Raw genomic sequence first — 18,603 nt, forward strand, 5'->3', positions numbered from 1 at the left:
GCGCCCGCTCGGTCTGGAGACGTCATGCAACGCATCGAGCGAAAGCTCGCCTCGCCGATGGCGGCTAAAGGTTATGATGAGCCGGTTCACTCACGGCCCGCCAAACGGCTTCGGTCGCTCTAGCGGGACGAAAGCGCTCAAATGGGCTGGGTATGTCGACGCGCCGCCGCCTATGGTCGTGCCCGTGCTGATGCTCAAGTAGACGTCCTTCACTCCCCTGGGCGTTTCCAGCAGGATCCAGTTCTTGCTTACATCCCCTATGCCGATAGTCGTAAAGCGCATCGACTTGCCGAACTGCGAACAGGAGATTGGCTTTTCGGTCGTAAACGAATTCCAGGGGCCATGCAGGGTACCCGATCTGCCGCCGGTCTTCGGAAGGCTTAAGCCAAAGCCCAGGCCGACCGCCGCATAGACGTAGGTGCACTTCAAATTATTTTCCGTATCCCATATGGAGAACAACGCGCTGGCAAACGCAATCCCGGCTCCAGCCCTGCCCTTCACGATGCGCTTGATTGCCGCTCTCGCTGCAAACGAGATCGAACCGTCGACCTCAAGCAGCATGGCTATCTTGAAATTTCGACTGACCTTTGGTCTCGGCGGAACGGGTCGCGGCAAATCTGGCTTTATGATCGGTTCGAAATAGACCTTAGGCAGCACCCAAAGGACCACGGATCTATCGTTGTCTTCGTCCAGCCTGTGATTTGCCGTCTGCGTATTGCCGATCGCGTGCGTCTGCATTTGCTCCGGGTGGATGCCCATCTCGGACAGAGACTTCGCGACCGTAATCACGCGGTTGGCTGATGTCGTCATATTCCAATCAGCCGTACCGATCCGGCTCGCGGATCCCGTCATCCAGATCTGACCAGCGTCGTGCTCCAGCAGGGGAACCACTTTGTTCTTCAGAAATTCGGAGTGCTCTGTCTTCAAGCCCCGAAACTGGTAGCCGGCAAAGTCATCGAAATCGAAATTCCAAAGCCGCGCGTGCAGAACCCCCACTCCCGAAAAATCCAGATCGACGTCAACCTTGCCCCGACCAGTTTTGTGGAACATGTCTCTTCAACCTGCAATCGACAAATAGGAACTCGTCGGTGATCGGCCGGACGGCGCAGGACCACCTTGTTTTTAGTGCTGGCAAGAAAAGAGAGGTTCATGAAATCGACAGCTGCAACGAAGGTTGTGATCTTGTTCCCATTTCGATCTGGCACCGAGGCAGTATGGGCTTGTGCAATACGCGACATCACTGTCGCGATCGGAGCAGCGACGATCTAAGGGAGTCGCGATAGGACGGGCCCTGGAATTCGTACAGCACGACGACTTCGCGGAATCGCCCTAAACTTGGAGGCCCCTACCCAACCGCTCTTAAAGCAGCGCATCTGGAGAATACCTTTACCGGCTTGCTCTACGTCTGCCTGATCGCCCATCAAAAATAGAGCGAAACGGTAAGCGTCGTCCAGCAACCGCAGCGCAATATCCCGGAAGCACTTGATATGGTCGTTGGTGATTTCATCGTTGAGGTCATTTGCGTATCGATTGCGCATGGCTTTTCGCAAAGCGGGCGAAATGGTTACGAGCGTGATCGCAATCATGGACTCTCGCGCTCAACGCCTGGATTGGAGCGACGAGGATCTCGCGAATAGGAACCTGGCGCCGTATCCTCGATCTGCTCCCTCTTTAAGGCTGTCGCCGCCATGGCCCGTTTCCCGCGGGCGCGCGATCTGCAGAACGACGGAGGTGACGACTTCTGCGGTCGGCCGCCGACTTATCCGCCAAATCGCTTGACCAGCTTTGAGCCCTTGGCTGCATCAATCTGCTGGCCCGTCAGGTCAGAGCCGACGCTCAATCCTATCGTCATGAGGTTCTTGACACGCTGCGCCGCCTGCTTCTCATTGGAATAGTCGATCTCGACGTGATCGAGGCTCATCAGATGGCCAAGCTCGTGAGCCCAGGCGCGTCCATTGGCGTGGTCATTGCCATACCACTGGACGAAGCTTGCCGGCTCCGGTTGGCTATTGGGGTATGAGCTTCCGCCGGCGGACAGATTTTCAATCGAATTAACGAGGTAGATGTGGACGGCATTGTCCGGATCGTGCCGAGAGGCAAGAACGCCCAGCAATCGCTGATCATTGCTGCGCGCGCTCTTTGCCATGTCGAGCGGCTTCTCCATCAAGCAATCGCTGATCACGAACGCGATCTTGGCCTTTGACCAGATCGTATTGACCACGTCGAGCGCCTTCTTGGCCGTCTCGCTGCTCCATTGCCCGGGCTCAACGTTCCCCCTCTCGGCAAATGGCGTGATGTAAACCCTCAACGGAATTGGCATCAGCTTCTCCGAAGTTCGGAATTGCGATTGTATCCCCGTGCGCCGTCCTTCGAAATGGAGCGGCTTACATTCAGCGCCTTCTGATCAAGCCGGCTGACGACTTGCGCTCCTACGACCTTCCGGTAGCGGCTACCGACGCGATCGACTGGTTGACCATGGCCAGCCTTCGCAATTCGGAGGACCTTCATTTCAACTCTACCGCAGGAACAATTTCCGGGCCGGGCGCTCCGGCGGGAACATGAAGGTGACGATCGCCTGGGGAGATGGAAAGCCGAACTAACCGGCTCCTGACCTCCGTGCAAGCTGTAACCGAGACGATCGACCCGCAAGCCGGCCCCCAAGAGTTCACGTCCCCTCGATCTGCCGTCAGCGGAACTTTCGTTTGAACTAAGCCAGAGCCTTCCGCCGCGCTGTCGCGAGCACACCATAGGATGCAATAATCGTGTAATTTCAAAAACTTAATTCATTCGCGCGAGACATAGGCACTGGCGGGTACCCATCATCCACACGAAACCGCCCACAGCGCCGGGCCGCGATTATCTTCCGTGCCTTTTGAACGCGTCCGCATTTCAAGACAACACATAGGAATGGATCGGGCTCGAGATTGGTACTGTAGGCCGATAGGTAGCCGCCACTGGCGTACGAATTCAGTAATTATTTCTTACGCGGCCGTCCTCGCGACGTTACCATTTTATGGGCATAGTTGGGTGTTCGCCATGAGATTATACAGGCGCCTTCGAATTTTGCTTCTCCTTGCCGCTTCGCTGTTACTGGCAGCTCAACCAGCCTGGGCGACAAAGCGCGTGGCTTTGGTGGTTGGCAATGCCAACTATCAGAACGCCCCTCTGCTCCCAAACCCGGCCAACGACGCTGCGGCCATCACCGCAACCTTGAAGGAGGCAGGTTTCGATGTGGTTGACTCAAGGCTCAACCTCGCCGCGACTGATATGCGGCGGGCCCTGAGAGAATTCGCCGATCAGGCTCGCAATGCGGACATAGCCCTGGTGTACTATGCTGGCCACGGTATCGAGATCGACGGGACAAACTATCTGATCCCGACCGACGCCAGACTCGAACGTGACACTGATATCTATGACGAAGCATTCTCGCTCGACCGCGTCCTGCTGGCAATCGAGCCTGCGAAACAGTTGCGCGTGGTGATCGTCGACGCGTGCCGCAACAATCCGTTTGCCGATTCGATGAAGCGTACAGTTGCCTCTCGATCAATCAGCCGCGGGCTGGCCAGGGTCGAACCCGCCGTCTCCAACACGCTGATCGCGTTTGCCGCGAAAGCCGGACTAACCGCACTCGATGGCAACAGCAAGAATAGTCCGTATGCGACGGCTCTCGTAAAGTACATCGCAAAGCCGGGGCTCGACTTGCGCAGGGCCTTCGGCTTCGTCCGCGATGATGTCTTGCAAGCCACGGGCAACCGACAGGAGCCCTATGTCTACGGCTCGCTGGGCGGCGAAGACGTTGCACTTGTTCCCGCTGCCAAGGCTGATGAGCCGGTGCAAGCAGCCAATCCCCAGGCAGAAATTCGTCGTGATTACGAATTGGCCTTGCAGCTACGCAACAAGCCCGCTCTGAACGCGTTCCTGGACCAGCATCCGGACGGATACTACGCAAATCTGGCGAAGCTGCAGCTTAATCAGCTCGATGCTGAGGACGCACGCGTCGCGGCAACAGCGAAGGCGCAGCAGGCTGAACAGCAGAAAACTCGCCTGATGTCGCAGGGCGCCCAGCGTGCCGACCAGGAGAAGGCGGCCGCGGATCTGAAGGCTGCGGAAGAGGCCCGAATTGCCGCCGAGAAGGCGAAGCAGGCGGCGCAGGAGCAGGCCACCGAGGCGGAACGGAAACGGACTGCGTCCGAATCTACAATCGTCGCTGCTCTCTCCGGGAATAAGCCGGCTGTTGGGAGTGCCTTCGCGGATAACCCTACAGCCGCTGCACCCGCTGACGACAATACGCCGCCAAAGCTTGCCGCACTCAGCGCCGAGCCGCGCCAGACCGATATCGCAAAAGCCGATATCACCAAGTCCGTACAAAGCGAATTGAACCGCGTCGGCTGCTTCACCGGTACCATAGATGGCCAATGGAATGCGGCCTCACAGCGCTCGTTGGCTCTGTTCAACCGGCACGCGGGAACGAAATTTGATGCCAAGCTCGCAAGTCTCGACGCGCTTGACGCAATCAAACTCAAGCCAACCCGGGTCTGTCCCGTGATCTGCGATCATGGCTACAAGGCTAACGGCGACCAGTGCGTCAGGATCACGTGTGCCGAGGGCTCGTTCCTCAACGATGACAACGAATGCGAGAAGCGGCGCGGAAAGAAGCCAGTTGCCAAGCGCAACACGGACGAAGGTTCGTCACGTGCCGATCGTTCGGCGCGCCAAAGATCTGAGCCCATGGCAGACGTTCCGCGGCGACAAGCCACTGCGAAGGCAAGTGGCGGAGGCGGCAGCGGCCAGGTTGTTTGTGACCAATATTTGTGCCGTCAGGTCCGTCGCGGCTGCCACCTCGACTACCGTGGCGGGGGAGGCCCGGGTGGCAACACCGGGAATGTCGAGGTATGCAATTAGCAAGGCGCGAGTTCGCCACGCCAATAGGAAGCCGTATCGAGGATATGGCGAACAATTGAGTGCAACACCGGGTCGGCCCAAATCCACGTCCGATCTGGTCGACGCGGAGCGACCTTCGTGGTGGCGTGTGAGCTCGAACAGAAGGACGCCACCTCCTTTCCAGGGGTGACGCTCTTTACGAAGCGGCTAGCGCCCGGCATGAAGCCGACGGCGGTCTATCTTCCGCCAAAGGACGTAACCGCTGCCACCAAGCTCGATATCGTAATCTGGCTGCATGGCTTCTACGTCAAAGACCACGAATTCCTGTTTCACAACGATCCAGCGCGGCTCCGCGAAACAAGTTCGGGATTCCGGCAAGGACGTCGTGCTCGTAGCGCCTTTTCTGGGCTATGAATATGCCGTTGGCGATACCTTTGCTGGAAATTATAGCGTCAAGGATCTGGCAACGTCGAACTGGGGGGAACGCTACCTCGAGGAAATTCTTGGAGCTCTGGCCCGGTTCCTGGGAGGCTCTTCGACGTCCATTCCTCAACTCCAAATTGGCAAGCTCATCATCGCATGCCACTCCGGCGCTGGTAACGGCATGCGCAATCTGGAAAGTATCAGGCGAAGCTGACTGCTTGTTGGGGATTTGACTGTCTTTACGGCGCCAAGGCGCGGCCAGACGATGCGACCTTCTGGTATCAGTGGCTGGCTGGACAGAGCGGCCCTGCGCTTGAGATCGTGTATGGTCCGTCAACGCTGCCGCAGTCCGTGAAGTTGGATCTGATAGGACGCGGGCTGGCGATCTCCGACGGCAATCAAGCGCATCCTCAGCGCCCGGCCCTCAAGGACCTCCGCGTGACCGTAGGTCACTACGATCAGTTCCCGGCATTCGGTCAGATGGTCAGAGTCGCCGATCTGGACGAAGCTTTCGTGGATCGGTTCGTGCTACCTCAGGTCGCCGACCAACCACGGTTGCATCAGAAGCCTGCGCCGGCGAGTGGTGAGTTCCTCCAACACGCGATTTCCAATGCTCGCAGCGCGTTTCCCTTCCCCAGCGACATTCATTACATGATCGCCCGCGGCGGCTTCTTCAGCCGGCTCAGCAAGCTTTGAGCTGGGCGACTCGTCCGGACGAGTTCACCTGATGGAATAGGATTTGACGTCGAACGACCAATTGTTCGGCAACAGCTTTCCGCTGGCGTTGTCCAGCACGCGCAGCTCACTGGTCCAGGCCGATAGATAGCTCAACGCGTCGGCCTGACCTTCCAGCTTGCGGGGCATGTCCGGCAAATCGAGCAATTGCACGCGCTGCTCGCTCAGGATGGCGATCATCACTGCGGACCCCGTCGGCGGTGCGACGACATACTCAAAACCACGCTGCCGCGCCGCCGGAGCAGGGACGACAAATTCGACACCCGGCTTGACGAGATTGATGTCGCGTTGGTTCGATTGCGCCAATAGCTCGGGGGTCGGAAAGATCTGGGACATCCGCCCTTCCGCGTCGACGTCGACCAAAATGAGATATCCAGGCTTCCTGGCGGTGACGCCGAACGAGACCTTGCCGCCGACGTTGACGGTCTGACTCGGCAGGATCTGAAGGGACACACTCGCGGTATTGGTCTGCCTGCGCACCGCTTGTACGGGCCAAAGCCAACGTGCGTACGTCGTGCCGACATGCAACGAGCCCGTCGGCAACGGTGCTGCGGACGCAACTCCGCTACCCGCCAGTAGCAGCAGGAATGCGAGCCATGGTCGCTCCTGGCGGATCGGCTGCGATGACGGCATGGCCTGCCCCCTAAGAGTCAGGGAGCACTGAAGAAGCCGATCGAGGCGATTCGCGCGTCCGCGGGCAAGTAACGCTCGAGACTCTTGATCACCTGCCCCGAGGCGCGACGCCGGTTGAACTGCACTAGGGCTGTCTCAAGATCGACCATGCGTTGCTGCGAGGTCACCGCAACGATCTGTTCCGCACCGAACGGCTCGCCGACCCTGAGCGGTAGGCGCAAACTCGCCGATCGGGCCAACGCCGCATCAGCACCCACCGGATACAACAATTGGATGGTGCCATCGCCGGACACATTGAACAGCAGCACCGCCCTTGATGCCACATCAGACAGGTCAACTTCGATGGTCTGGCCAGCACGTTGTTGGCGATCGTCTGGCCAAATACGCATCACCTGCGGCGACCGGGTCGCAATGCGCTTGAGTTCACGAATTGCCGCAGTCCGATCAATCACCGTCGGCAGGCTGGCAACGTCCATCCCATAGGCGACCACATCACCCCAAGCGATCACGTCGTGCGACACTGGATCCCAGATCAGGTCGGGATTATCCGTCGGTTGAACAGCCTGCACGGGGACATCTTGTGGCTTCACGCTTACAAAATAACTCGTCTTGCCGTCGAGCGCCGCCAGCCGGATTGGTGCAGCGAGGCGGAGGGGCCCCGGCGCGTCGCCAGTCGGAAGTTCCTTGGTCGCCCCGGCAAGGGTCGGAACGGCTGGTGCCTTGGCCGTGACAACCGACGGTGCGGGCGCCTGTCCCTCGACGGGCACCCCGGCTCCGGCGTGACCCGAGGCCGCTCTCGCGGCCGGCCCCTGAATCAGTACGACACCGCGCGTCAATCCGAAGGCGACGTCGGTATCCGGCGTCTGAGCTGGCGATGATATGGTCACGATGTTCTGGCGCTGGTCCGAGAGCTGATAGACCACCTGCCGAACATTGCTGAAAAGCTCCTTAAGCGTCACCTTCCCATCGTGGTTGATGTCCGCGCTGCCTTCCACCGCACGCGCGACCGCATAGCTGAGAGCCCCGCGTAGGCCATCGATGCCAGGGATGCGGACTTCCGGCGCCTTGGTGTAGCGGTCCACCGCAGCCAGAAACGCCGTGTGGTCAAGGTCGAGTTCGGATCTCGGATCGTTGCTGTCCGACACCGGCTTCAATTCGTCAACCAGCAACGTGTAGCGCGGGACCTGCCGAAAGCTCATCTCAGCGGCACGCGGATCGATATCGCGCACCATACCGCCGCCGTGGCAGGTATCAGCCACGAAGATCACCCTCGCTCCGCGCAGCTCGAACTGCCGGATGAAATGGTTGAACTCGCTGCCCAGAACACGCTCAGCGGACCCGGTTGGCGTGATTTCAAAGCCTGGCAGCAGGAACACGTTCTCCATCCCGTCCGGCTCCGCGCCCTTGAGGCGCTCCGGCTCCTGGGTGCCATGACCGGCGATCGACAGAAAGATGAGGTCGTTGTTCTTGGTCCGCTCCACCAGTGCACTGATCTCGCGCAGGACGCCTGCCCTGTCGGCCTGGGCGTTAGTCAGTTCGATGACGTCGTCAACCCCCATGGATTTCAGGCTGGTCACGATGTCCGTGGCGTCAGCGACCGCACCCTTCAATTTGCGCACGTGCTGATAGTCGTCGATCCCGATCACGAGCGCGCGCACTGCCGCCCCGTCTGGATTGCTGATCGACAAATCTCCTGCCGCATGCGCCTGCGGGATTACCAGTCCGATCAACGCAGCGAGCCCGACGGTGGCGCATAGCCGCCCGATCCCGCAATCAAGTCCTCTGGGCATCCGCATCGTGATCCACCTCGACATCATGCCTACCCATTTTGTAGCTCTGGCGACACGCTGGGTTCAGCGCCTTTTGCTTGCCGTTTTGCGGCCCGCCGGCGGTTGTTCGGTCTCCTGATAGGCGCCCGCTGAAACCGTCGTCTGATCATCCGCGAACGCCCGAAAGCGGACCGGAACATAGCCGCGCGCGAGCAGGCTCGCCAACGGATAGACGTTGCGACAGACGCGGCCGTTGCAGCCACCGGTCGAGGACTCCATCACCTCGGCCTTGCGATCGGGAGTGAACCGCAGGAACAACATCACATGCGAGCCCGGCTTGTTCAGCGCATCACCGGGCCTCAGGTCCCAAGGATTTGCCACGGGCGCTGCGATCGCGGGGATGGCGGCAGTCGTGTAGTGGACGGAGAGTCCCCACGCGGCGCTGACGAATGCCGAACAGTCGACTCCAGCCACATCCGGCCGTGGCGCATTGCGAGTGCACACATTGCCAGCCAGCGTTCCGCTCTCGATCCGCTGCCGGAAGTTCGCGAGCGAACCGTGGCAGCCCCAGCAATAGGGTACACCGCGCACCTCCTGGTTCACTTTTCCCTGCAGATACCACGGCCGACGAACACGGCTGAAGCCACTGCATTGGCTATCGGGATCGTTGCCGTAGTTCGCCTGCGTCAATTTCCACTGGATGCCCTCGAACGCAAACGCGGTCTCGATCGCCTGCTGGCGATTGGACGGCCTCACGGCGGCCGAAGCGTCAAATTTGACGTCGGATTGTGGTGCCGGCGCTGTTGTCGTTCGCGACGGCCGCACGTCGATAATCGAGGCATTGGTCAGAGGTCGGAACCCGACGCCCACCACTTCGATACCGTCCGGCTTGGTTCGCAGGAAATAGACGTCGCCATCACCCGAAACCGTGACGAACCGTCTGGTCAGCGGCGTATTTTCCAGAGGAAGCTCATAGATTCCCTCGAGACGCCCATTCGCGGCATAGCGTGCGACGAACGTGGAGGCGTTCTTTCCCGATGGCGGAACGTCCTCGGCCAGCACGTAGAAGCGGTCGCTGTTGTCGATCTCGAGAAACTCCACCGTGCCGAGTTGGTTGCGCACGCGCAGGCCGAGCTGGCCGATGGTCTCGTTGGTGACCATGGTCTGGATCTCGACCCGTACGCTGGCATTGCCCTTGTCAGGAATGATATCGGCGATCACCGAGCCCTTGCCTCGGGAAGCCACATATTGCCGGTCGGGCTGCCGAGTCATCTTGATGATGGCCGCGCGAGTGTTCTGACCGAGCAGGTCTGCCGCGCTGCCGGGCGCCTGCGATCCCATCTGGGCGAAAGCGGAGACGGCGACCTGGTCGTCCGCCCCACGGCTCGAGACCTCCTCAAGCTGGATCACGTCACCACCGAGTCCGCGGGTGGATTGCCCCGGCGCTGCCTTCAGCGTCCGTACGCCGCCGTCCCAAACCATTATGTCGTCATCGTGGACGACGAGATCAGTCGGCTGGACGTCTTTAGGCATCTTGAGGACGTCAGGATAGGAATTTGGCTGTTTCGGGTCAAACTGGAGGATGCGACCGTTGATCTGATCGAGCACAAAAAGGGTGCCCTGCCCGTTGGCGCTGAGCGCTTGCGGTCCCGCGAGTTCCACGTCCTCGCTGGCCGGGACGATGCCGACCATGGAAGCAGCCGAACCGCCGGCAAAGCTGCGTACGACAGTATCGTCTGCGTGCGCCTTGGTTCCGAAAAGGCCAGCGCCAACGATGAAGACCCAGATCCAATGATTTGGACGAAGCATGTTCGCCTCAATGTACCCCGAACCGATCGCCGCGCCGGATCGACTAATCCGAGATGCCGTTGATGCGGCGCGTCAATTAGTGGTGAGCAATCTCAATCACGTTCAATTCTATCACTGGACGGTGATCGTCCGAAATTTCTTCAGCTTGCGGTGGAAAACCATGGCCCGGAATAGATTTGAGCAAGTGAACGAAGTCCAGCCCGACGCGATCACGCTACTCCTGAAACGCGACAATGACGGCGCCTCCGGATCGATCGTGCTGCCTGCCGCCGCGAGCCAGGGACGGCTGACCACCGACCAGGTCAGCGCGCAATTGCCGGCTCAGGATGCTTTTCGCGGCGCGATCCGGCTGGCAAACGACGTCAAGCTCGCGCTCGTGGTGTGCGATCCAGACGGGGTCTGGAAGCCCGACTGGGGCGATCTTTATCAGCCGATCGATTGACCCGCATCGGATGGAGCCAGCATATGCTGCGACGCCGCATAGAGACCACCTTGCCGAACGGACCCTCTACCCGACTGTCGTTCCGGATACGGGCCCTGATGGTCGCGCTGCTGGTTGCGACAGGCTCGCCGGCACGCGCCAACGACTCGGCTGCGGAATTATCGATCGGTGGGCTCCAGTTGGTACGCACCAATGACGTGGCCATGGAGAGCGAGAACCTTCGTATCGCGCTCGACAGGATCAGCGTTCGCTACCAATTCGCCAACGTCACCGCCAAGCCAGTCACGCTTACTGTTGCCTTTCCGCTGCCCGACATCGACCTGTCGGAGGCTGAGAACGTTGCACTGCCGTCAAATGATCCGATCAACTTCGTCGACTTCGAGACCAAGGTCGACGGCAACCCGGCGCCGCTGACCGTCGATCAGCGCGCCATGGTCGGCAACAGGGATGTCAGTGCCCTGCTCCGCGAACTCAAGTTGCCGCTGCTGCCGATTGGTGGCCGCGAGATCCGGGTGACCGATCTACCCGCGGCGACCCGGACCCGGCTCGTGGACAACGGACTTCTGGTGCCTGCCGGAATGAGCGACAACGGTCGCCAGCAGTATGCGCCGGGTTGGGTTATCAAGACCTCGGCTGTGCGCCAGCAGGTGTTTCCGCCCATACGCGCCGTCACGGTCGAACACCAGTACCGGCCGAGCGTCGGCTCCAGTCCTGACACCATTCTGCGCTCGAGCCTGCGCCGCAGCAGCGCACTCGGTCAGGAAGTCGCGCGTTACCGGAAAGAATACTGCGTCCAGGATACGTTCCTCGCCGAGCTCGATAAGCGCGCGGGCGGTAACCAGACCAACAGCGCGAATCTGCAGGAGCGGCGCATATCGTACGTGCTCAAGACCGGCGCGAATTGGGCTGGGCCGATCCGGTCATTCAAGCTGATTATCGACCCAGGCGGCAGCGACCGTTTGGTGAGCTTCTGTCCTGGGCGGCTAAAGGCCTCGTCGGCTACTGGAAACACGCTTGAATATACGGCAAGCGACTTCAAGCCGGATGCCGACCTGAAAATCCTGGTGATCGGAACATTCTGAGCGTGCCGGTCAATTGGTGAGCAGCACGTAGCGCGCGGCCGCGATGACAGTCACCTTGTTGCGCTGAGCCTCGCTTAGCGCCTGCAGGAAGAACGTGTCGGCCGCCATCGGTCGCGGCTGGCGCAATGAGTCCAGAACCTGCGGGACCGCCACGACCAACAGCAATTGCGGACCGCTCGCGCGCGCTGTCGGGAGCGTAAACGAAAGTGAGTCGATGCCCGGCTTCAGAAGATAAGAGAGGCTCTGGACTTCGCCGCGATCCGACACCATGAGCAGCTCCACCACGCGGTTGGCAAAGTTCTCGATGGTCCCATTGAGGATTTCACCGCCCTTCAGCTCTGTCGCTGACAAGGTGATGCGTGGCATTCGCGCCTGATCGCTCCCGACCTGATTCAAGAACTTGACGGCTGGGCATTGCGCTTGGGTCACTTGCCTGACGCCGACCGAAGCCTCGAAACCCTGATCACGCCGAAACGCTTTGTCGAAGGTGTCGAATGGGGCGGTCGAGGCACCGAACCCTTCGATGACAGCGGCATTTGGGCTCACGGCAATCGGCAAGACGAAGAAGCAGTCACCGCCGGAATATTGGGCCACGTATTTGCGGATGCGCTCAGCGCGCCCGGACCCATCGAGTGCCCCAGACTGCGTCGCCGTCGGCTGCGCGGACAGCTTCTCCGGCTCTTGGCGTCCGGGCTGTGGTCCAGCGGGCTCGATCTTCGGCGGCGCCATTGTTCCGGCGAGTTTCGGAGGTGGCGGCAAGACCGCGCGGCCTGGCGCTGACCAGACCAGCTTGTAGAAGGCATATCCACCGCCGACCAGCAGCAACAGAGCCGCGACGCCCGCCCCCAGCCGTAGGCTGCGCGGACTCCGCGCGGTCGACGGCATACGGTCCTGCGGCGCCGGCGCCGCGCTTTCCGGCCGCCGTAGCGGATCGAAGCCAAATAAAGGCGCGGCCGGCGTCTGGGCCGAACCGGTTGGCGTCCAGCTGGCGACCTCCCCCATAGTCGGGCGCAATGCCGGATCAGGCTGCAGCATCCGCTCCAGCAAAGGCCGAATGCGCATATCCACCGCGCCGAGATCGGGCACTCGCCGGCGCTTCTCCACCAGTTGAAACTGGCTGCCGCCCATGTCGAGTTTCTGTCCGGTCAGCGCATGGAACAGCACAAGACCGAGGCTGTAGACATCGGATTTCGCAGTCACGTCATTGCCGTACAACCCTACTTGCTCCGGCGATGCGTAGTTGTCCTTGCCAGCGAAGCCCGAGCCGATGATGGTCTTGTCACCCATCTGGGTCGACCGGGCGATGCCGAAGTCGATGATCTTGGCCCGCCTGACGTCGTCGAGCGGAACGATGATGTTGTCCGGAGACACGTCGCGATGGATGATGCCGTGCTCATGAGCGGCCTCCAGTCCCGATGCGACACGCTGCATCAGCCTGATCAGCGCCTCGAAGGTCAACGGCCCATCATCGAGCATGTTCGAGAGCGAGCGGCCATTCACGAACTCCATCGCGAGATAAGGTCGCTGCAGCACCGGCTCCACGGTAAACAGGAAGTAGCGAACGATCGCGTCATGCGGAAGATTGTGGAGTGCGGCGGCCTCTCGACGGAACAGCGCGAGCGCGGCCTCGTTATCAACCACGTCGGGCAGTAGCATTTTCACCGCAACAGGCGATCCAGTTTGGATCTCACGGCATTTGTAGACCTCACCCATGCCGCCCGCGCCGATCACCGCTTCGATCTCGTAAATGCCGTTGAGACGGGTGCCGGGCGGCACGCCGTGATAGGACGATCGGAACGGATCGTTAGGAGTCATGGTTGCGGCTCCCGATTGAGCGGAGATCTTGTCGTCTCCTGAGATCGTGGCGTCAGCAGTCGCACGATCACAATCGTCAAATTGTCAAGCCCGCCACGAACAAGAGCCAGCGCGAGCATGTCATCGCAAGCCGCCTGGGCGCGTCGCGTAGCCGCGTGCTGCAGGATCTCGTCGTCCTGCACGTGCCTGGTCAGGCCATCGCTGCAGATCACGAAGATATCCTCCGGCTCGGCCGGGCCTGTCACCACCTCAAATTCCGGATCATCGGCGACACCGACGGCACGCGTAATGGCATTGCTCGGCCAATCATTCACGTCTTCGCGCGACAGCGCACCTTCTGCGATCAGCTCCTCCAGTTCGCTGTGATCATGCGACACCTGGCGAATTGCGCCGCGACTGATAAGGTAGACCCGGCTGTCACCCGCCCATATGCAGGCATAGTAGCTATCGCGAACGAGCAGAACCGCCGCTGTGGTCCCGACGGTGGCACCCTGTCGTTCATGACTAAGCGCCAGTATCTGCTGGTTTGCGCTGAAAAGCCGCTCCTCGCATTCCGCCAGCAGGTCTGCGGCTGATTCTGGCGTGCCGATCGCGTCAAGCGACTGCACTACGATGCGACTGGCGAGATCACCGGCCTCGTGCCCCCCCATACCGTCGGCGACCGCCCACAGGCCAACGTCGGTTCGTACCAAACATGAATCCTCGTTCCGCTCCCGCACCCGTCCGGCATGGGTGACGCTACCAACATCGAACAAGGACGGAATATGCACCATCGCGCGTCATCCATTCCCCGATGCCGCGAGGCCGAGATCACCGGTCAGCAGCGTGACGTAGTGAAACGGATCTGGCAATCCGCGACAACTCAGCGCCATTGGCGGGAAGCCTTCCCCTCCGGCGGTCCACCAGAAGCTAGCCGCGGCGTAGACCTGTGGGTTGGCAGCGCAAAGTGCTGCAAACGACCCCGCGAAGGCTTCGACCGCCGAAGCCCTCCCCATTGCCGCAGTACCAAGCGACGTGACCGGCGGATCGCCGGCGATGGTCTCCTGCAGTCGTGGCACCGCAAGCCGATCCAATGCATCGGAGATCTGCTCGAAGGTTGCGGCCCGATCCAGGGTCGAAAGCAGGAACGCCTCCACTTGCCCGAACCATTCGTCCTGCGGATCAATGCTCGGCGGCGGCAGCGAGACGGCCTCGCCGGTCACCGCATGCAGGGTCAAGGGATAGTATCTCCCCACCCCATCGAGCGAGGGCATGATCGCACCCGCCACTGTCGTGCCGCAGATCGCGGCGCCGAGCCAAAACCGCCAGACCGGCGCGGTCAGAAAGGCCTGCTGCCATCCTGGGCCAAGCTGGTGGCGACTTGCTGACAGCGCAGCCTGTACCCATGGCTCCCAGGCTTCCAGGAAGCTGCGCGGGGTCGCGATCGCGATGAAATCGCGCTTCGCACCGATTTTGCCGAATATCCCGCAACGCATGGTCATATCCCGGTCGGGCAACGAAACTCGCGCAGCACTGACAGGTTCAGCGGGTTACGCAACGATCCAGTCGAAATTTGATAGTTGAGCTCGCGCCCGGCGACGATGAAACTCGCGCTGGCCGTTTCCGCTTTCACCACTAACGAGCCTGCCTCCAGCATCCGAAACAACGACCAGGGACCAATGCGCTCAAGCACGGATGGCGGGCCGGTGTCGTTACTGACTGAAATTGCCGTTCGCGGCGCTGGGCCCGGCCATAGGACGGTAGTCGGCGAGTTGCTCTGCGGCTGTGGCGGTGGCGTAGGTTGCGGGCCGCCGAACAAGGACGAAGGGGCCGATCCGGGAATGGTTGGGCTCGCAATCGTGGTGCCACCGATCTCGGTCTTAACTGTCACGCCTGGCCCCGGTGCCCCAGGGGGTCGGATCGCGAATGAAACGGCGGGCACACCGCCGCCCGTCTGGAAGAACGCATCCCGGATATAAGCCGCATTCTGGAATTGTTTGAGCGTGTCGGGCGAGAACGACCGACCAACGGGGCTCTCCTTTCGCCAAGCCCAGTCCGACCGCGACGTGTCGGCATAAGGTGCCAGGTACTGGGTGAAGAACCTGTCCATAACGCCATTCGGACTAAACAATTTGGCAAAATCCGCGAGCGGAACTTCCTGGCCGCTGCCGCGGATAAACGGGTAGCGGTTAGTCACGGTCTGTTGGCAGACCGGCGTGACCTGATCGCGCAACGTTTGCAGGATTTGCCCGGCGGTCGAAGCCGCGATGCTGCCTTCGAACTCCGCGGCTGCTGCTCGCAGCATGTCGGAGAATGGCGGCGGCATGCGCGAGGCATTGTTGCGGAGCGCTGCGACCTGGGTCTGAAGCGCGGCTGTGGCCTGTGCGGCCAGTTGGGGATTCTCGATGATTAGCGTCAGGTTCTGCGCGATGTCGTTCAGGTTCGCGACGGTCGAGTCGATCGGCCGGCGGGTGCTCTCGCCTTCGAGCGCCGCGTGGTAAGGTTTGAACTGCGCCTCGATTATCGCGCCAGGCGGTCCATCCTGGGCATTCGTGAAGAGTGCTGGCGCCGGTGCGGCAGCTGGGGCCGAAGCGCTCGCCGGCTTCGCCCGTTCCTTGGTCAGCACCGTCTCGTCGCGCACCGATTCCAGAATTTGCCGCATCGGCGAGGTCGGCGCCGAAAGCGCCCGCAGCACCTCATATTTCGGCTTGTCGGCGAGCAGCTTCTTCAGGCGCAGGCTCCCGAGCGCCGTTCGCCAGGTCGTCACGAAATCGTTGGAATAGATGCTGAGCAGATCGCCGGCCAGATTGTCGTACTGCTGGTCGATGGCCGACTGCTGGCCGGCATCTCCCAAAACCCATCGCTCCCGCTTCATCCGCTCTGACAATCCGGACAGCCGGGCAACGAACTTCTGATGGAAGCCGTTATACGTGAAAAACTCAGGTACCCGCACGGCGTCCAAAGGCTGCCCCGTCGTGGTTTCGAACACGACACCCATGTCGGGGCCGCCATGGCGGCTGGCGATCCAGTCGCCGGCGATCGATGCGCGAGCCTCTGATTTCAAAAACTCGTAGGCTCGTTGCGACACGCTCAGGCGCGCCAAGGAGCTTTGGGCCTGCTTGATCAACCGGCCGTCGAGTTCGACCAGCGGCTGCTGTTCGGTCTCGAGGTCGAACATTGCCACGAGGTTCTCGTCGAGCAGACGCCGCCCTTCCGCGTTGGTGACGCCAGGATAGAGGTTATCCGCCCAGTCACGTTGCATCCAGGAGCGGATCAGCTCGCGATCCGGCGACTGCAGGCCGCCGATCATCAGATAGACCTTGAGCGCCTCATAGACGAAGGCAGGCTCGTTTATGCGCGCATTGAGCTGCTCCTCCAGGCGATACAGCAGGCGCGGCCGGAACATGCGCTCAAGCGCCGCATGATAGGCTGCCTTCGAGGGCGACAGCAGCCGGGCGTGCTGACTGAGCCCGTAGCGAGCCGACAGAGGCACCGACTCGCCGCGCGATCCGTAGCCTGCGGGGGCGTTGCGGAGGCGGTAGAGTAGCGGCAGCACCTTGTCGAGATCATGATCGGCAATCAATGTCTGCTTGATAAGTGGTGCGCCGGCGGCTGCATACTCGCTATCCGCCTGCAGGCTTTGCTCGATCAAATCGGAGTTCCGCTTGTAGCTCATCAGCCAAGCTGCGATCAGTCCGATCGAGACCAGACCGATCAATGACAGGGCTGCGGCCTTCAGGATCAGCGTGCGGCGCACCGCGGCACGGTCGGTCGAGACCCAGTCGGCTTCGCCGATGATGACCTTGGAAATCAGATCGGCGAGGAAGAAGCTCTTGCCCGTGCCCGAATAGGATCCGGAACCGATCTCCTCGGCGCCGAACGTGCGTGCCAGCGACCCGATCAATTGGTCGATCGGCGTGCCCTGCTGCGTACCCGAGGTAAAGTAGAACCCGCGCAGGTTCGCGTTCACGTGATAGCGCGTCGGCTCGAAGATCAGGTTGAGAAAATCGTGAATCTGGGGCTTGAGCCGCGCCATCTGTGCCGGAAAGCCGAACAATTGCACGCGGTGCTGGGGCGTCGGCTCGTCCTGCAAACGGTCGAGCGTCTCCTCGCTCAGGCGCTCCAGCAAACGATCGAACTCGACCGGGATCTGCCCCACGAGATTCTGGGTTTTGTCGGCGGTCTGGAACGTGGCACCCCAGACCTGGCGGCGGCCGGCCTCCCCGAGATAGGCGAAATACTCGGTGAAGCCGGCAACGAGATCCGCTTTGGTAAATAGCGCGTAGACCGGAAAGCTGACCTTGAGCCTCTGATGCAGCTCGAGCAGGCGCATCCTGATGGCATCGGCATGAAGTGCGAGCTCCTGCTTCGGCAGCGTCAGGATGTCTTCGATACTGATGGCGACAAGGACGCCGTTGATCGGTTGGCGCGACCGGCTTTTCTTCAGGATGTCCAGGAACGCCAGCCAGCTGTCCTTGTCGGCCTTGCTGTTGGAGTCCTGGGTGGTGTAGCGGCCGGCGGTATCGATCAGCACCGCCTCCTCTGTAAACCACCAATCGCAGTAGCGGGTACCGCCGACCCCTGCGATCGCCGCGGGCGTCGCCCCGCGGGCGAGCGGAAATTTGAGCCCGGAATTGACCAGCGCCGTGGTCTTGCCGGCGCCAGGCGGACCGATGATGACGTACCAGGGGAGATCGTAGAGATAGCCCGACTTGTTGCCGCTGGCGGTCTTCAGCGTCGCGAGCGCATCCTTCATGCGCTCCTTGAGCACCGGTTCATCGCTGACGGGCTGGTCTGCACCAGCGATGCCATCGGCAATCTCCTTGGCACCCTTGCGCCGCTTGAACAGATTGAGGCCAACGATGCCTGCCACGGCCGTGGTGAGCAGCAGAATAGCGATCTGCCGGACGATATGGTTCTCCAGCGGCCGCCAATCGCCGAACGCGATGAAGGGACCGGCGAAATAGATCACCGCTCCGAGCGAGCTGAGCCCGACTCCGTAGAGAACGATGCGGAGAATGTCCTTGGCAAGCAT

The 18,603-nt window shown here is 61.1% G+C and carries 15 protein-coding genes; 5 read left to right on the forward strand and 10 right to left on the reverse strand.

Annotated elements, in window-relative coordinates; translation table 11 throughout:
* Positions 1-90: 90 nt before the first annotated feature.
* The 3 genes from IVA74_RS06420 to IVA74_RS06430 all read right to left on the reverse strand — a co-directional run bounded on the left by IVA74_RS06420 (position 91) and on the right by IVA74_RS06430 (position 2,164).
* The gene (locus tag IVA74_RS06420; protein WP_247340861.1) at positions 91-1,050 is read right to left on the reverse strand and encodes an OmpA family protein; all 960 of its coding nucleotides are present in this window, start codon (positions 1,048-1,050) and stop codon (positions 91-93) included.
* Positions 1,051-1,265: 215 nt separating this feature from the next.
* Positions 1,266-1,586: a hypothetical protein gene (locus IVA74_RS06425; RefSeq protein WP_247340862.1), complete on the reverse strand. Its 321-nt coding sequence runs from the start codon at positions 1,584-1,586 to the stop codon at positions 1,266-1,268.
* Between the two features lie 173 nt (positions 1,587-1,759).
* Entirely contained in the window at positions 1,760-2,164 is a 405-nt protein-coding gene (locus tag IVA74_RS06430) for a hypothetical protein (RefSeq protein WP_247340864.1), read from the reverse strand.
* Between the two features lie 872 nt (positions 2,165-3,036).
* Here IVA74_RS06430 and IVA74_RS06435 point away from each other — a divergent pair.
* The 3 genes from IVA74_RS06435 (at position 3,037) to IVA74_RS06445 (ending at position 6,000) form a co-directional block, all read left to right on the forward strand.
* On the forward strand, positions 3,037-4,902 hold the full coding sequence (locus tag IVA74_RS06435; protein WP_247340867.1) for a caspase family protein: 1,866 nt from the start codon (positions 3,037-3,039) through the stop codon (positions 4,900-4,902).
* Positions 4,903-5,176: 274 nt separating this feature from the next.
* Positions 5,177-5,518 carry a hypothetical protein gene (locus IVA74_RS06440; RefSeq protein ID WP_247340868.1) on the forward strand — a complete coding sequence of 114 codons (342 nt, stop codon included), beginning with the start codon at positions 5,177-5,179 and terminating at the stop codon, positions 5,516-5,518.
* A 137-nt stretch (positions 5,519-5,655) separates the two neighbouring features.
* The gene (locus IVA74_RS06445; RefSeq protein WP_247340869.1) at positions 5,656-6,000 is read left to right on the forward strand and encodes a hypothetical protein; all 345 of its coding nucleotides are present in this window, start codon (positions 5,656-5,658) and stop codon (positions 5,998-6,000) included.
* Positions 6,001-6,024: 24 nt separating this feature from the next.
* Here IVA74_RS06445 and IVA74_RS06450 read toward each other — a convergent pair whose 3' ends face one another.
* Genes IVA74_RS06450 through IVA74_RS06460 form a run of 3 tightly spaced genes read right to left on the reverse strand, consistent with a single transcriptional unit; the run spans position 6,025 to position 10,250 of the window.
* Positions 6,025-6,672 (reverse strand): DUF4384 domain-containing protein, encoded by a 648-nt coding sequence (locus tag IVA74_RS06450; protein ID WP_247340870.1) that lies wholly within the window; start codon positions 6,670-6,672, stop codon positions 6,025-6,027.
* Between the two features lie 17 nt (positions 6,673-6,689).
* Entirely contained in the window at positions 6,690-8,468 is a 1,779-nt protein-coding gene (locus IVA74_RS06455) for a caspase family protein (RefSeq protein ID WP_247340871.1), read from the reverse strand.
* Between the two features lie 57 nt (positions 8,469-8,525).
* Positions 8,526-10,250, reverse strand: a complete 1,725-nt coding sequence (locus tag IVA74_RS06460) for a hypothetical protein (protein ID WP_247340872.1) — start codon at positions 10,248-10,250, stop codon at positions 8,526-8,528.
* Between IVA74_RS06460 and IVA74_RS06465 the strand changes: the two genes are divergently transcribed.
* Complete coding sequence (locus tag IVA74_RS06465; protein WP_247340873.1) at positions 10,249-10,692, forward strand: hypothetical protein; 444 nt, start codon at positions 10,249-10,251, stop codon at positions 10,690-10,692. The two genes, IVA74_RS06460 and IVA74_RS06465, sit on opposite strands and share 2 nt — an antisense overlap.
* Before the next feature lie 98 nt (positions 10,693-10,790).
* Positions 10,791-11,774 carry a DUF4424 domain-containing protein gene (locus tag IVA74_RS06470; RefSeq protein WP_247340874.1) on the forward strand — a complete coding sequence of 328 codons (984 nt, stop codon included), beginning with the start codon at positions 10,791-10,793 and terminating at the stop codon, positions 11,772-11,774.
* A 9-nt stretch (positions 11,775-11,783) separates the two neighbouring features.
* On the opposite strand, the gene IVA74_RS06475 is transcribed toward IVA74_RS06470, so the two are convergent.
* Genes IVA74_RS06475 through tssM form a run of 4 tightly spaced genes read right to left on the reverse strand, consistent with a single transcriptional unit; the run spans position 11,784 to position 18,603 of the window.
* Positions 11,784-13,589, reverse strand: coding sequence for a serine/threonine-protein kinase (locus IVA74_RS06475; protein ID WP_247340875.1), 1,806 nt, complete (start codon positions 13,587-13,589; stop codon positions 11,784-11,786).
* Positions 13,586-14,362 carry a protein phosphatase 2C domain-containing protein gene (locus tag IVA74_RS06480; RefSeq protein WP_247340877.1) on the reverse strand — a complete coding sequence of 259 codons (777 nt, stop codon included), beginning with the start codon at positions 14,360-14,362 and terminating at the stop codon, positions 13,586-13,588. Before IVA74_RS06480 ends, IVA74_RS06475 begins: the two co-directional genes overlap by 4 nt.
* Before the next feature lie 6 nt (positions 14,363-14,368).
* Positions 14,369-15,070 (reverse strand): type VI secretion system-associated protein TagF, encoded by a 702-nt coding sequence (gene tagF / locus IVA74_RS06485; RefSeq protein ID WP_345947003.1) that lies wholly within the window; start codon positions 15,068-15,070, stop codon positions 14,369-14,371.
* Positions 15,067-18,603, reverse strand: a complete 3,537-nt coding sequence (gene tssM / locus IVA74_RS06490; protein ID WP_247340880.1) for a type VI secretion system membrane subunit TssM — start codon at positions 18,601-18,603, stop codon at positions 15,067-15,069. The genes tagF and tssM overlap by 4 nt, the downstream gene beginning before the upstream one ends.

Source organism: Bradyrhizobium sp. 132 (assembly GCF_023074185.1).
Lineage (GTDB): Bacteria > Pseudomonadota > Alphaproteobacteria > Rhizobiales > Xanthobacteraceae > Bradyrhizobium.